The organism is Sphingobacterium corticibacterium (assembly GCF_004208525.1).
GTDB lineage: Bacteria > Bacteroidota > Bacteroidia > Sphingobacteriales > Sphingobacteriaceae > Sphingobacterium > Sphingobacterium corticibacterium.
On record NZ_SGIT01000002.1, the window covers coordinates 325,957 to 339,460 of the forward strand.

Here is a 13,504-nt window from a genome sequence, read left to right on the forward strand (position 1 = left end):
ATTAATTCCTAACTTTACCTATCTTTACAAAGGTAAAATATGGTAATATTAAGCATTTCTGTCCGAAATATGTCCGAGAAATATGAAAGTGAATTTTTATTTAGATAAGCCCTATAATCCCAACGTTGCCCCTGAAAAGATCAAGCAGGAACTGGCTAAGGTTGGCGGAAAAAAGAAGAATTTTGCGCCCAAGTTCTGGAATCCATCCCCGACTGCGCTGTATCTTTTCTTTTCACCGGATAAGTCCTGCAGGATAAAATACAGAACCAACTACAAGATACTGTCCAAGAACTGGGATTTTGAAAAGGAGCGTATGAAGCCAAGTGTCAGCGGTGCATTGGAGTTCAATGTCGAATTGAACAACCTTGCAAACAGCTGTACAAGGGAAGCAATGCGCAAAAAAGACAAAAACCAGTTTCTTTCCAAAGAGGATTATAAACAGATTGTACAAGACTGTATCGACAGGGACAATGCCGTCAACAGCGAAATATCCATTTCCCACCTAAAAACCCAGTTCCTTTCCTACAAATCCAATTTTGTCAAAGAGGGTACGATAAAAGAATACCGGACAGTCTTTAAGGGGTTGGAGGATTTTGAGAAGCATAAGGGAACAAAACTTATCCTTAGGGAAATGGACGGTAAATTTCTCGATCAGTTTGAGGTATTTTTAAGCAAGAAAAAGAACACGAACGATGATGATAAGACAGGTTTGCTGAATGATACCATACACAAGTACATATCCACGTTAAAGGTATTTCTAAAGTGGTGCAACGACAATGATTATTTAGTGCATCCCGATGTTTTTAAGACACAGAAAACAAATTTTAAAAAGAAAGCATATAACGAAATCATTGCGCTGTCTGAAAAGGAAATAGAGAAGATACTGAACCATGATCTTTCGAACAAGCCCAGCCTGGAAAGGGTACGGGATCTGTTCTGTCTATTGTGCTACACGGGACAGAGGTTTGAGGATCTGATCAACTTTGATCCAAAGGACATCAGGAACAATGCTTGGGACTTTATTTCGATCAAGGTCAAGAAAAGGGTAATCGTACCATTTGAGGGGTACATCGCCCCCGCAAAGGATATTCTGGAACGTATCGGTTACAAAATACCCAAAATATCGAACCAGAAGTTCAATGAATATATTAAAACGGTCGGAAAACTGGCAGGGCTGAACGATACCATAAAGATAACGAGGTATTCGGGCAAGCAAAAACTGGTGATAGAAAAAAAGAAGTACGACTTTCTATCGAGCCATGTCGGTAGGCGGTCAATGGTCACAAATCTATTGAGCAGGAACGTACCGATTACACTTGTACAGAAACTGACGGCACATTCCGATATACGGACTTTAATGAAATATGAATCGGCAAGCACGGACTCGCTAATCGATGCACTAAATAAATTTTGAGTTATGGACGAAAAATACTTTAAGTTGAGAAAAACATGGAGAAAACGAAAGAACAGATTTGATATAGGACCGTTGTTCAATATGAATCCTATCCACATTTCGGGGTATTTTGTCATGCGGATATTTAACATAACCGAACAGGAATATATCCCTTTCTATCAACACCATAAAAAGTACTACCTTGCAGGCAACCCTGACGGCAATGAAGAAACGTTTTTAGCAAAAGTACTGGAAATTGTCGATAAGGACAGGAAATCACGGGAAACGTTATACTACTACAATACACGATCTAAGACAAGGATACACAAATTGACCAGATTTCGGGAAGCTCTTAAAGAGGTGGACAGATGGGGTCTGACGGTGACCAACGAAGAACGTTTACGGCAGTCCGTCTCCTATGTGCAGGAAATAATGAACTGGCAGAATACCAACGACACAAAATCCGTATTGTCCAAATTCTTGTTTGACGAGAGGGGTTCTGACCAGTTTTTTATAGAATATCAACGGATCATTGAGAGGAAAAATGAATTGGAGGTACTTTTGGAAAAAGAACAGTCAACCGTAAAGGATTTGCAGGATCAATTGAAAAATGTTGCTCCGGAATATAGGATTGCAATTTTGAACGGAGACCAAAAACTATTAATTGACCTTTTCATGCAATTGAGAGACTTAAAAGTTCCCAGAACAGATAATAATTTCCTATCGGCAAAGCCTGAATTATGGGCAAGATTGATCCATAACTATTTCACGTTGTCTCGCACAAACAGCAAAGAAGACAACCGTCAACTACTTAGCTATGATACGATACTTGATTACTTTAAGGACAACTTGGGAAAAGAGATGCTCAAATCAAAAAACAGGAGTAAATATTTCAATATTAAAGAATCTAACAGAATATATACGTAAAACACACATGTCTGTTTTTCAGTAATTTGCAAATCAAAAATCCCCTCAAAATTAATTTTGAGGGGATTTTTGATTTGTGTACTTCCCAACTTTGCCCATGTTAACTCACTCGGAGAAAGTGGCCACGACTTCGATATTCTTACATTGATAAACATGAGCAAACTATGATTTTACTCGACCAAAAAGCCCTCAAAGACTGCATCAAGGATGCCGTAAGGGAGGAACTGCACCTTTTCATTACGGACGTCAAGAAGACGGCTGACAATCCACAGAAACCACAGACAGCGAAACTGTTGACCAAAAAGGAAATGGCGGACGAACTGGATATTTCACTTGTGAGCCTGACCGAATGGATGAAGCAGGGACGCATTCCGTACAGGCGTATGGGAAAACGCATTTACTTCAACAAAGAAGACGTTATGGCATCCATGACGAACTTCAACCATAACAGGGGAGGTAAATGATGATGCTGTTCAAGCAGGAGACCGTTGAAGCTTTCGACCGCTCACTGGTCAGGATTACAGATAAATTTTTAGAGCCACCCATCATGATAAAGATATGCAGTTCGAATTCCGTCATCGGAACACTCGGGAATTTCAGTGCCTCTACGGGAAAGGCAAAGAGCAGAAAAACATTCAATGTCATTTCGTTGATCGCATCGGCATTGAGCGGAAAGCAGATATTACAGTACAGGGTGGACGTGCCACGCAACCGCCCAATGGTACTGTACTGCGATACCGAGCAAGGGAAATACCATTGCCACAGGCTTCTTTCAAGAGTGTATAAGCTCATAGGTTATCCAACGACCGAAGTCCACGAGAACCTGAATTTTATCGCTCTGCGGGAGTACCCTACCAAAGAGCGTATCAATATCATCGAATACGCACTTTTCAAGTACGCAGGCAAGATCGGACTGGTTGTCATTGACGGCATCCGTGACCTTGTCTTTGACATCAACAATGCCACCGAAGCCACCGAAATAACGGGTAAGCTCATGAAATGGTCACAGGAACTCAATGTACATATCCACGTTGTCCTGCACCTCAACAAAGGCGATGACAATACACGGGGGCATCTGGGAACGGAAATCAACAACAAGGCAGAAACTGTCCTACAGATAAGCAAAAACGATCTGGATGCAAATTACAGCATCGTATCGCCGAAGTTTATCCGTGACATCGAATTTGAGCCGTTCGCATTCTATATCGAGGACGGTTTGCCCCGACTGGAAGAGAATATGGAAATGGCAATCCCCAAAGCAAGGAAAGGCTTCGATTATCAGGAACTGTCTGCCGATAATCACCGAGAGGTGTTACAGGCGTTGTTCACTGACGGAGAAATAACGTGTAGTTATGGCGACTTCGTGAGCAAGCTACAGGAGGGGTATTTGGCACATGGGTTCAATTTCGGAACGAACAAGGCAAAACAGCTAAAGACGTTCCTTGAAAACAAAAGGATGATTGTAAAGAATGACAAGACCTATCGGTTCAACCCCGAGTTTTATTACTGAAAAACAGGTTTAGTTTAGTCTGCCCCTATATATAGATAGACTAAACTAAACCTCTCTAAAAATCAAGAATATGACATGTGAAGAATTAAAGCGAATACCGCTCATATCCATATTACAGCATTTACAGATTCCGTGCGCCAAGATAAACAGCAGGGAAGCATGGTTTAAGAACCCCTTTAACGGAGGGGATGAACGGACGGCATCGACAAAGGTGGACGTACACCGGAATATATGGTACTCCCATTCCGAGGGTGTCGGTGGGAACAACATTGATTTCCTGATGAAGTTCTTAGGCACGTCCGAACTCGCAAAAGTCTTGGAGTGGGCTGATGAAAGAAAAAATATCCTTTCTTTTCAACAGCAGACCGTTCTGGATAGTCGGCACGCCGTACAGACAGAAAAAGATACAGGCTACACGATACTATCCGTAAAACCGCTTGAAAACAAAGCATTGCTCGGCTACCTGTCCAATGAGCGTAAGATCGACCCCGATATTGCCAGGGCTTTCTGCAAGGAAATCTATTACCGGACGGCAAACGGGCAGACGTATTTTGCCGTATGCTCTGCCAATGATTCAGGAGGGTTTGAACTGCGCAATCCCTATGACAAACGTTCGTTAATGACAAAGGACATCACCACCGTAGACAACGGAAGCGACAGGGTTATCCTGTTCGAGGGGTTTATGGACTGGCTTTCTTTTTTGACCCTAAGAAAGATTACAGACCGACCGTTTCCGAGTACAGATTATTGCATCCTGAACACCACCGCGAACCTGAAAAGGTCATTCCCTTTTTTGGAACGGCACAAAAATATCGTCAGCTATCTGGACACGGACGGATCGGGAACAAAGGCGTACAGGAACTTGGAAATCCGCTTTGGAAAAACACACGAACTTAAAAACGGAATGCAGGAACTACAGCGCAGGAACAGTCTGATAAAAGACGTGAATGATTATCTGGTGCATGGTCTATCCGACACCAAAACCGGAAATCGCCACATCGGCAGAAAACTATCGAATAGGTAGGGAGCAAGGTTGTGTTTTGGTGACCCCAAAACCTATTGGCTCCCGATGGTCACAGCTAAAAAAGAACATCATGAAAGACACAAGGAAGAAAGGCGGAAGACCCACGCTCGAAAATAAAAAGAAGTTCAGGATCAATGTCCGTTTCGATGAAACGGAACATAAGCGGGTTCTGCAGAACGCACGGACCGCAGGCATGAGCAAATCAGAATGGGTACGCAAAAGTGCCATCATGCGAAAGATCGTACCGAGGTTTAACGAAGAGCAGATTAAGGCACTAAGGGCTGTCACAGGGGCTTCGAACAACCTCAACCAGCTGACGAAAAAGGCACACCAGACAGGGCTGTTTGAGGTGGCACGGGAATGTCGGGATACGATCAGCCATATCAACCATTGTATCGATAAACTATTGCACCATGATAGCGAAGATAATTGAGGGGCGGTCATTTGGGGGATGCGTGGGATATGTATTAAAGAAAGACAGCGAGGTCATCCATTCGGAGGGATTGCGGAGGGATTCGGCAAAGACCATTGTACAGGATTTCAATTTTCAGCGGATGCTGAACCCCAGATTGGGCAAAGCCGTGGGACACATTATCCTCTCGTGGAATACGGCAGATAAGAATATGCTGAGCAACGATATCATGGTATCATCTGCTAAACGCTACCTTTCCAAAATGGGCATCAGGGATACACAGTGCCTGATGGTCAGACATCACGACCGTCAGCACGACCACATCCATATCATTTACAACCGGGTGAACGATTATGGCAAGACCATATCCAATAGCAATCAGCGGTACAAGAGCTTCAAGGCATGCAAGGAACTGAATGCGCTGTATGGCTTTAAGCAGTCCGAGGGCAAAAAGAACGTCAACAGGGGACGGCTTAAAGGCAACGACAGGACAAGATACCAGATTTACGATGCCGTAAAGGCGGGTATCCGCAACAGCAGGAACTGGTCGGAACTAAAGAGCTATATCCGCTATAGAGGTGTGGAATTGCAGTTTAAATACAGATCGGGGACGGATGAGGTTCAGGGAATTTCATTCAGCAAAAACGGACAGACATTTCGTGGATCGGCTATTGACCGCTCATTGAGCTATGTACAGATCGACAGGGCATTGAATGGGATCGATAACGTTATGGAACAAAATCACGGTATGGAGAGCGATGTTTCGACAGACCGGTCGATGGCTACCAATATGGGGGAGACCATCGGTTACTTAGCATCCGCTTTGTTTTCGATACCTGAAATTGTACCGGAGCAGGAAGATCCATGTATCAAAAAGAGAAAAAAGAAAGAAAATTACAGATTAAGACGTTAAGAATATGCGCACAGAATTAGAAAACTTACAGCAACAGGTAAACACTTTAGAGGAGAATGCAGACCTTATTACACAGGATATTGTACGGATCATGCCGACCATAGTATCCCTGCTTTCCGAAAATGAAAAGAATATGAAGGAATTCCATGATACACGCGCAAAGGATCAGGAAGTATTACGACAGATACAGACTTTTATCAGACAGGAACACGAAATACTGTCCAAGATCATCAAGGATTACGGCTCACTGCAACATGTAGCCAATACCATCTCCGAAACGGCGAACCAACAGTTTTCGGCATTCGCTGAAAAGGAAAAGGAGATAGTAACCAAACTTTCCCAGATACCTGACAGTGTGAATATAAGATACATTTATGGCATTGACCTAAAGTCTACGCCAGTCATCATTATCATGATATTGTTTTCTGTCGTTATCTCATTGGGCTTGGGCGTTTTACTGGAAAAAGACAGGCAGATTAGCGATAAAAAATCATACGAAACGCGTTACCGTATGGTGGGATTAGAGTTGCCAGAGGTTACTTCAAGTATTGATTCGAGTTATTCAGTTGATCCCAATAAATTCCATAATCTGGTCATCAAGCGAGAGGAAGAGCAAAAGTTAAAATTCAATATTAAAAGAAAACAAAAAGAAATTGAAGACTTGAAAAATACTACGACGCCAAAAATTAAAAGGAAATATTAGCCGAGTAAGCCATTTATTATTGCCCCCCTATTTCGTACAAAACAAAATAGGGGGCAAATAGAACCTATTATTTCCAAGAGTACCCAATTCCTACTCCGATCCAAAATGGCATGGTGCCTTCCGTTGTTTTGAAAAGTGGTGTATATGTTGCCTGAAAACTAAAGCCATTATTTGTAGGTGTATACCGGTATCCTACATCCGCCGAGAATATGACCGACCTAAAATCGTCAGATTTTTTTTCTTTCGGTTCACCATTTATTGCGAAGACACTGTTTGCTCCTACAATTAGGCCATTTTTACCCTTTCCGAAGATGTAATTTATTCCTACAGGGGCAGTGTAAATTTTGTCGATATCAAATGCCCCAAAACTACTCCCGGCACCTACACGGAAACCCAAGCCATCATTGCTTTCTTTCGTAAATCTCATGTCGAAATTCACAGAGGTAAAAATACTTGAACCTCCTAACTCTGCGTATCCGAATTTCCTGTGCTGTGCAAATAGATTAAGCGATATAATCGATAATAAAAAAATTAGTGATATTCTTTTCATTGTTATATTTTTTTTCAAATCTACTTGCTTTTTTCAATAATAGCACCATTCCATTCATTTCCAAATCTTGCCACTCCATAAATAGAAGCAAATTGCATTTCCATTTTGGCAGCGTCTTTAGTGCCTACTACACTATTCACTGCTGTCTTTTGCCAATTTATATTTCCTCCATTTATTGTAAAAGTAAATACGAAATCTGTAAATCTAGCCAACTGAATTTTCAATTCCTCTGTATGTTGTACAGAGATTTCCCTTGATATCATAGGGATTAAGGCTTCTCCTCAGGTAAATATATCTTCGTTCTCTTGCTCCATTCTAAGTTCGCATAATATGGATAATATGGGTCAGATTTAGGTAAGGCGGAAAGCGTAAGCCCTGAAAACGAATGTAATGTATTGCCAAGAAATTCAGGTGTATTGTTTTTGTATACTAAAGCATCCTCTAGCAGTTTTTCTATGGAAGCGATATGTTCGTATGAGTAGTTCTTTGATATAAAGTCTCCAAAGTCGTACAAGGGAACTGGAAACCCATGGGTAAAATCCATTCGTTGTACACCAACAGTACTAAGTGAACGTCCATCCTCTTGATCTAAAGAGCTGATGTATTTCGAAAGTGACTCCAGTCTAGAAAGGTCTATAACGGAAATAGTGGCCGACCGATGAAGACCTGTTTGTACGTTATAATAGTTAAAGTAAGCTGAAGCAATTTTCTTAACGTCCTCTTTTGAGCCTGAATTAATGTGAGGCAATATGTTCTGATAGGGAAAACCATCCGAAAGGACATCCGTTGGCGAAGCTATTATATAATTTGCTTTGTTTCGGAATTCGAAAAGGACTTCCACGCTTGCCATTGAGCATGCGTCAAATATGATATAGTTAAAATGCATAGGAAGGGCATCCTTCAAATCCAATATATCAATCTGATTTCCCCGATCTTCTCCAAATGACCGGGTTTTCGGCTGACTGGAAAACTGTGCTGCGGGAGCCCAAGCTGTGCCGTGAGACCAAAGTATCAAGTTATAATAATTAGCTTGATAACTATTCCTAATATAAGTCAACACGTTGCTTATCTGGGCTGCACCAGACGGGTCTGATGCATCGAATGCTTTTAGCGTGTCGCTTGATATTTTAAGTGGGTTATTATCCGGAGATATTTTAAGTAGGTATCCGTATCGATCGTTATCCTTTACATATGCAAGGATCAATGAAGTGGTATTGTTCGACTTTGATGAGCCTTGTTCAAGATCATTGATTGCTTTCCGTGCTTCCTGTCTCAAATCATTGTTGGCTTCTAGATAGAGAATAGTAACAGTGTTTGAAACCGTTGGCATATTGGGATCATCGGCTTTCTTACATGAGTAGATTAGCGAAGATAGAATAAAGCTAAATATCCAACATTTTAGATGATCCATCAGTTTTTGTATTGTTTTGTTCTGAATGTGGCTTCCACTAGGATACTGTCGTTTAAATCGCTTGTATTGAATAAATAGCCTTTGATTTCCCCTTCTACGATTTTTGACTCAGTGACAGGATCCATATCTACCCGGTTTACTGACAGGTGTACAGGTTTTTTCAAAGAAGGGATATACGTTAACTTTTGAGTTTTTGTTGGATTAACCGCTACCCTTTCAATATAATCACATACGATACCTTGGTGCACGATATCGCCACTTTCAATAAGGTCAGTAATCGTATATTTTTTGCCTACCATAGGATTAGAAATATTGATCTGCATTTGTACTGACGATAACCCCAAAACATTCGGCATTTCGTCAAAAGTATCGGAAAGTACTATGCAATAGAGCGGATTTTCTTGAATTGTCCTGATAAGTTTTTGGGTACGGAATTCATTTGGAATATTATCATATAAAGTTGATCCAATTTTCCCATCGAAAAATGTATCGTCTTTCTCTATAGATTCACCTTCTTTTTTACAACCAAAAAGGACATTAATCGCTAATAATAAGAATAAGATTTTCGCTTTCATGAAATAAGAAATTTAAGACAAAATGACCTCCTGTGCTAACTTAGGACAGGAGGTAAGTTTATTAAACAGGCAATATTATAGTTTTTTAGGCAATACCTGCATTGTAACTGCACCATTGCTGATCGTATAAGCATCTGAAAAAAACCATGGACTATTGTCTATTTTCTTTTTACCGGAACTTGTCCGAAGTATAGGGTCTGAAAAATATAGGGTCAAACTACCCAAATCGTCGCTGGTCTTAGTTGTAACAATCTTTGTAGATTCTGTTTTCTCAGTGGATTTGTTAGACGAATAACCAAAACCCAGGTCTAGTTTTACAATCTGCTTAATTATATTTCCTAGTCCTATGTCTATTTTAAAATTGGTACTATTGGCATACGTATTTTTGTAGCTGTAACTTTTCTCAATCGTCTCAGAATCGTCTCTTTCAAAAATCTGAAAATTTAAATTCATAGCTTCCTGTGCCACGTCCCATTTTTCTAATGGGTATCCAGCACCATTGTACGGAAAATACCATTTAGATTCTATATCATCACGTGATTCGATCCAGTAAGTGTGCCTATCCCTATGAAACCAACCTCCGCCTTTTATTTTATGCTTTATTTTTCGGAACCGAAATATTTCCGTTGGGTGCACATTCATTACAATGGATTGAGCTGCCGCACTATTACCGTCTCTTTTGCCTTTTGAAACGTAAATTCGGAACTCGAAGTTACCGTCTGTCCATAATGCCCTACTGATCTGATCGTATGAAAGCGGATTTTTATCGTCGCTTTTATGTTGATGGTTATCTTTCAGAAACGGATCACCCGTTTGGTCTGAAATAGTATATAGAATCGAAGGTTCAAATTTAATCATTTCAATATGCTCCCTAATCTGTGGGTTAAGTTGACCATCTTTAGGATTAGAATGTGACATTCCGTAATAGATATAATCCCTCTGCCAGTATTGCGGATCGACACCGAACTCTTGCCAAGCGCCAACTATCATTCCTTCGTTGTCCGTTGAGGTTGCTGGTGTTGCTTTCGTATTTAACCTTTTATCAAAAGCATTATCTACAAATTCATAATCCAATTTTTCTGGCGCACCTTTAACTTTTATATCGTTCTTTTTCTTTAATCTTTCACTGTTTTTCACAACCAAAATGGGAAATCCTGGAATTTCATTGGGCTCAAGAGTGGACATCCTCTCACCATTACCATAAATTACATGAGGATCATTATTACGATTTAGAGCAGTAACCGCAATTTCTTTTTCCTCAGAATTCCACTTATCCGCACTAAACTCGAAAAAAGCAGTCAAATCTGGCAAAAGTATATTCAGCAAAGGAAGTTCTTCTTCAATCTTGTTTAGTGTATTTGGATCATCACAGTATTTCTCAAGTATCGTTCGAAAAGTTTGGCCCTCACTAACGATCTCGTCCTTCACAAAGGGATAAAATACATCATAATCATTGTCAAATTGTTCTAGCGCCTTAACCTTAATAAAATTTCTTAAATCAGGTTCGTTGTAGACAGCTTTGGATAGAATTTTTGAAAATTCTGTTCTGGCAGAATCTGCCGATAACGCAGCATTTTCATGTCCCGGTTCCACCGGATTTGAATGATCTTTCTGACAGCCGCTTAAAACGACCCCGCTAATTAGTAATGGGAAAAGTAAATGTTTAATTCTCATAATATGATTGTTTTAAAAAAGTTTTCATCCTATAGACTGACCTAATTTTCAAGCTACGTTTGCAATCGAGAGCCTTAAGAAGGCTACTAACTCGCTATTTAACCGAAAACTGGATTCCGAATATTAAGAAGTCGATTAGGCGAAGTATGCCTGCCATAAAACGTTTTTAATGACTTAACGTCTATACGTACCGGCACGGTTTCTGAACCTAAATAGATGAGCGGTTCACCAATGATCTCTGATTCAATTCCCATTTTCGAAAGAGTGCTTAAAAGTTTGGTGTCACATTCTGCGAAGACTATCGAATCAGAGGCTTCACAAATAGGTGAGATGCCGGATATAATCAACTGCTTGAATAACTCAATAGAGCCTGCCCCCTTACGTGTTGCAAACCGCCCAATATGCCACACTGTGGATTCCGGAGAAATGTCACAGCGATCAACAACATGTAAACCGAACACCTTTTCAATAGGAAGTTGGTTGATTTTGTTCCATTTCAGCGTCCTGATACTTCCGATGATGGTTTTAAAGTGATCTTCTGCTATGAAAAAAGATGATTGATGGTAATGTATTATTTCTTCTTCATATACCGTGCGGACTAATTCAAAATGGTTTGTCGTAAATGCAGTTTGCAAATGCCTTGTGAAATTCTGATTCACAACAAACTCTGCGGCGTCAAATAGCCGATCCACAGAGATCTTTTTTATTTCAATTGTACCTGTTGACATAACTGATAACAAAGTTAACCTTCGTTCATACGGATAGTATTACCCAAAAGTGTAGTTACGAGAAACTACACTTTTGGGTAATACGTTTTTGAAAAACCTATTGCAAACTATTATTTGAACATGAACATTGAATTACATAACTTTATAGAAAAAGGTTCAAATAACAATGAATAGATTTTTCTTCCCAAAGAATAAAATAGAGAAGTTGTCAGAAATTGATTTACGCCAATTGTCGGACTATCAGGAGATTTTACATGCCTTTGCCAGAACGACATATACAAGTGTGTATGTAATCGACTACGAAAAGCAGGCTTTTGAATACATGTCGGAGAATCCGTTATTCCTATGTGGGCATTCTGCCGAGGAAGTTAAAGAAATGGGATACGCCTTTTACTTCAAATATGTAACCGAGGAAGATATGGATCTTTTAGCCAGGATCAACAGAATTGGGTTTGATTTTTTTGAGGGAATACCTATCGATGAAAGGACTCGTTATACAATTTCATATGATTTCCATATGAAAAGCGATAACAGAAAAAAGATTCTTGTACATCATAAATTAACACCGGTGTTTTTGACAGGATCCGGAAAGCTCTGGAAGGCAATCTGTGTGGTCTCGCTTTCGACAGAAAGAGGTTCAGGTAATATAAAAATCACCAAACAGGGAGATAAAGAGATTTTTCTATTTGATCTGATGGAAGACCGGTGGAAAAATGTTGAAACAATCAATCTTTCTGATCGGGAACGGGAAATCCTCCAATTATCCATACGTGGCTTTACTATTAACGAAATCGCAGAGGAAACGTTTGTTTCACCCGAGACTATTAAATTCCACCGGAAAAAACTGTTTAACAAGCTGAAGGTAACCAACATTTCCGAAGCCATATTTCACGCAGTAAACAACAGGTTGCTTTAGCTTTCCTTTATCGAACTGAAATAAAAATCCGGGAACTTTTTTATCTGGCCCCCTGTAGAAATATCAAAGAGTATGGATGTGCACATTGATGCTACAAGCCATGAGCCGATAGACAATTGAGGAGGTGGGATATCTCCATCTTCGGCAATATAGCTGTTCAGTACTTCGGTCGCCCATTGCTGCGGGTTTCCCCAAAACGCAAGATGGCTTAGCGCATATTCGACAAACTCTATTTCATTGAATTTCCTGCCGGGTCGGACTATTGCATCAAGCCCAGCGCCATCTGGTGTTATTACAGCGACAAGACCTCCCCATCCGATATTATACGGATGGAGTACCGGTATATCATTTTCTTGGCAAAGCTTATCAAACAACAGAGGTACAGCAGATGAAAAATCTAACGCATTAATTGCTATTTCATGATCTTTAACAAATTGCAGTAGATTTTCTTCCGTAATAAAACAATTATGAATCTTTATTGAGGCTTTACTATTTATTTGCTCAAGGCGTAGCTTTATCGCTTCAACTTTTGATTGTGAAATATCCTTCTCAATGAAGTTCTGCCTATTTAAATTTGACTCTTCAACGATATCTCCATCAATGATTGTAAGGTTTTCAAAACCAAGTCTCAGTGCGCATTCAGCAATGACGCTTCCTATTCCACAGCCAGCGATAAGAATTGGAGTTTCCTTAATGACCTCTTGTTGACTGTAGTCTAAATAAATACGGTTTCTTACGTACCTTTTATAGGTTGTTTCCATAACCACA

16 protein-coding genes are annotated in these 13,504 nt (G+C 40.2%); 9 read left to right on the top strand and 7 right to left on the bottom strand.

What is annotated here, in order from left to right; translation table 11 throughout:
• Positions 1–82 precede the first annotated feature (82 nt).
• From EWE74_RS10085 to EWE74_RS10120, 8 genes are all read left to right on the top strand, one after another.
• Positions 83–1,414: a site-specific integrase gene (locus EWE74_RS10085; RefSeq protein ID WP_130141428.1), complete on the top strand. Its 1,332-nt coding sequence runs from the start codon at positions 83–85 to the stop codon at positions 1,412–1,414.
• A gap of 3 nt (positions 1,415–1,417) precedes the next feature.
• The gene (locus tag EWE74_RS10090; protein WP_130141429.1) at positions 1,418–2,320 is read left to right on the top strand and encodes a hypothetical protein; all 903 of its coding nucleotides are present in this window, start codon (positions 1,418–1,420) and stop codon (positions 2,318–2,320) included.
• Positions 2,321–2,484: 164 nt separating this feature from the next.
• Positions 2,485–2,784 carry a helix-turn-helix domain-containing protein gene (locus EWE74_RS10095; RefSeq protein ID WP_099372537.1) on the top strand — a complete coding sequence of 100 codons (300 nt, stop codon included), beginning with the start codon at positions 2,485–2,487 and terminating at the stop codon, positions 2,782–2,784.
• Positions 2,781–3,830, top strand: coding sequence for an AAA family ATPase (locus EWE74_RS10100; protein WP_239018619.1), 1,050 nt, complete (start codon positions 2,781–2,783; stop codon positions 3,828–3,830). The genes EWE74_RS10095 and EWE74_RS10100 overlap by 4 nt, the downstream gene beginning before the upstream one ends.
• Before the next feature lie 70 nt (positions 3,831–3,900).
• Positions 3,901–4,854: a toprim domain-containing protein gene (locus EWE74_RS10105; RefSeq protein ID WP_130141430.1), complete on the top strand. Its 954-nt coding sequence runs from the start codon at positions 3,901–3,903 to the stop codon at positions 4,852–4,854.
• A 70-nt stretch (positions 4,855–4,924) separates the two neighbouring features.
• Entirely contained in the window at positions 4,925–5,287 is a 363-nt protein-coding gene (locus EWE74_RS10110; protein ID WP_130141431.1) for a plasmid mobilization protein, read from the top strand.
• Entirely contained in the window at positions 5,268–6,179 is a 912-nt protein-coding gene (locus EWE74_RS10115; protein ID WP_130141432.1) for a relaxase/mobilization nuclease domain-containing protein, read from the top strand. The genes EWE74_RS10110 and EWE74_RS10115 overlap by 20 nt, the downstream gene beginning before the upstream one ends.
• 4 nt (positions 6,180–6,183) lie before the next feature.
• The gene (locus EWE74_RS10120; RefSeq protein ID WP_130141433.1) at positions 6,184–6,882 is read left to right on the top strand and encodes a hypothetical protein; all 699 of its coding nucleotides are present in this window, start codon (positions 6,184–6,186) and stop codon (positions 6,880–6,882) included.
• Positions 6,883–6,949: 67 nt separating this feature from the next.
• Here the strand turns inward: EWE74_RS10120 and EWE74_RS10125 are convergent, their stop codons facing one another.
• From EWE74_RS10125 to EWE74_RS10150, 6 genes are all read right to left on the bottom strand, one after another.
• Entirely contained in the window at positions 6,950–7,432 is a 483-nt protein-coding gene (locus EWE74_RS10125) for a hypothetical protein (RefSeq protein ID WP_130141434.1), read from the bottom strand.
• A gap of 20 nt (positions 7,433–7,452) precedes the next feature.
• Positions 7,453–7,695, bottom strand: a complete 243-nt coding sequence (locus EWE74_RS10130; RefSeq protein ID WP_130141435.1) for a hypothetical protein — start codon at positions 7,693–7,695, stop codon at positions 7,453–7,455.
• Positions 7,696–7,700: 5 nt separating this feature from the next.
• Positions 7,701–8,843: a clostripain-related cysteine peptidase gene (locus tag EWE74_RS10135; protein WP_130141436.1), complete on the bottom strand. Its 1,143-nt coding sequence runs from the start codon at positions 8,841–8,843 to the stop codon at positions 7,701–7,703.
• Positions 8,843–9,418, bottom strand: a complete 576-nt coding sequence (locus tag EWE74_RS10140) for a DUF5025 domain-containing protein (protein ID WP_130141437.1) — start codon at positions 9,416–9,418, stop codon at positions 8,843–8,845. Before EWE74_RS10140 ends, EWE74_RS10135 begins: the two co-directional genes overlap by 1 nt.
• A gap of 75 nt (positions 9,419–9,493) precedes the next feature.
• Positions 9,494–11,092, bottom strand: coding sequence for a hypothetical protein (locus EWE74_RS10145; protein WP_130141438.1), 1,599 nt, complete (start codon positions 11,090–11,092; stop codon positions 9,494–9,496).
• 98 nt (positions 11,093–11,190) lie between these two features.
• Positions 11,191–11,820: a hypothetical protein gene (locus EWE74_RS10150; RefSeq protein ID WP_130141439.1), complete on the bottom strand. Its 630-nt coding sequence runs from the start codon at positions 11,818–11,820 to the stop codon at positions 11,191–11,193.
• A 166-nt stretch (positions 11,821–11,986) separates the two neighbouring features.
• On the opposite strand from EWE74_RS10150, the gene EWE74_RS10155 reads away from it, so the two are divergent.
• Positions 11,987–12,736, top strand: a complete 750-nt coding sequence (locus EWE74_RS10155; protein ID WP_130141440.1) for a helix-turn-helix domain-containing protein — start codon at positions 11,987–11,989, stop codon at positions 12,734–12,736.
• On the opposite strand, the gene EWE74_RS10160 is transcribed toward EWE74_RS10155, so the two are convergent.
• A complete protein-coding gene (locus tag EWE74_RS10160) occupies positions 12,733–13,497 on the bottom strand; it encodes a HesA/MoeB/ThiF family protein (RefSeq protein ID WP_130141441.1) in 765 nt (254 codons plus the stop codon). The two genes, EWE74_RS10155 and EWE74_RS10160, sit on opposite strands and share 4 nt — an antisense overlap.
• Positions 13,498–13,504: the final 7 nt, after the last annotated feature.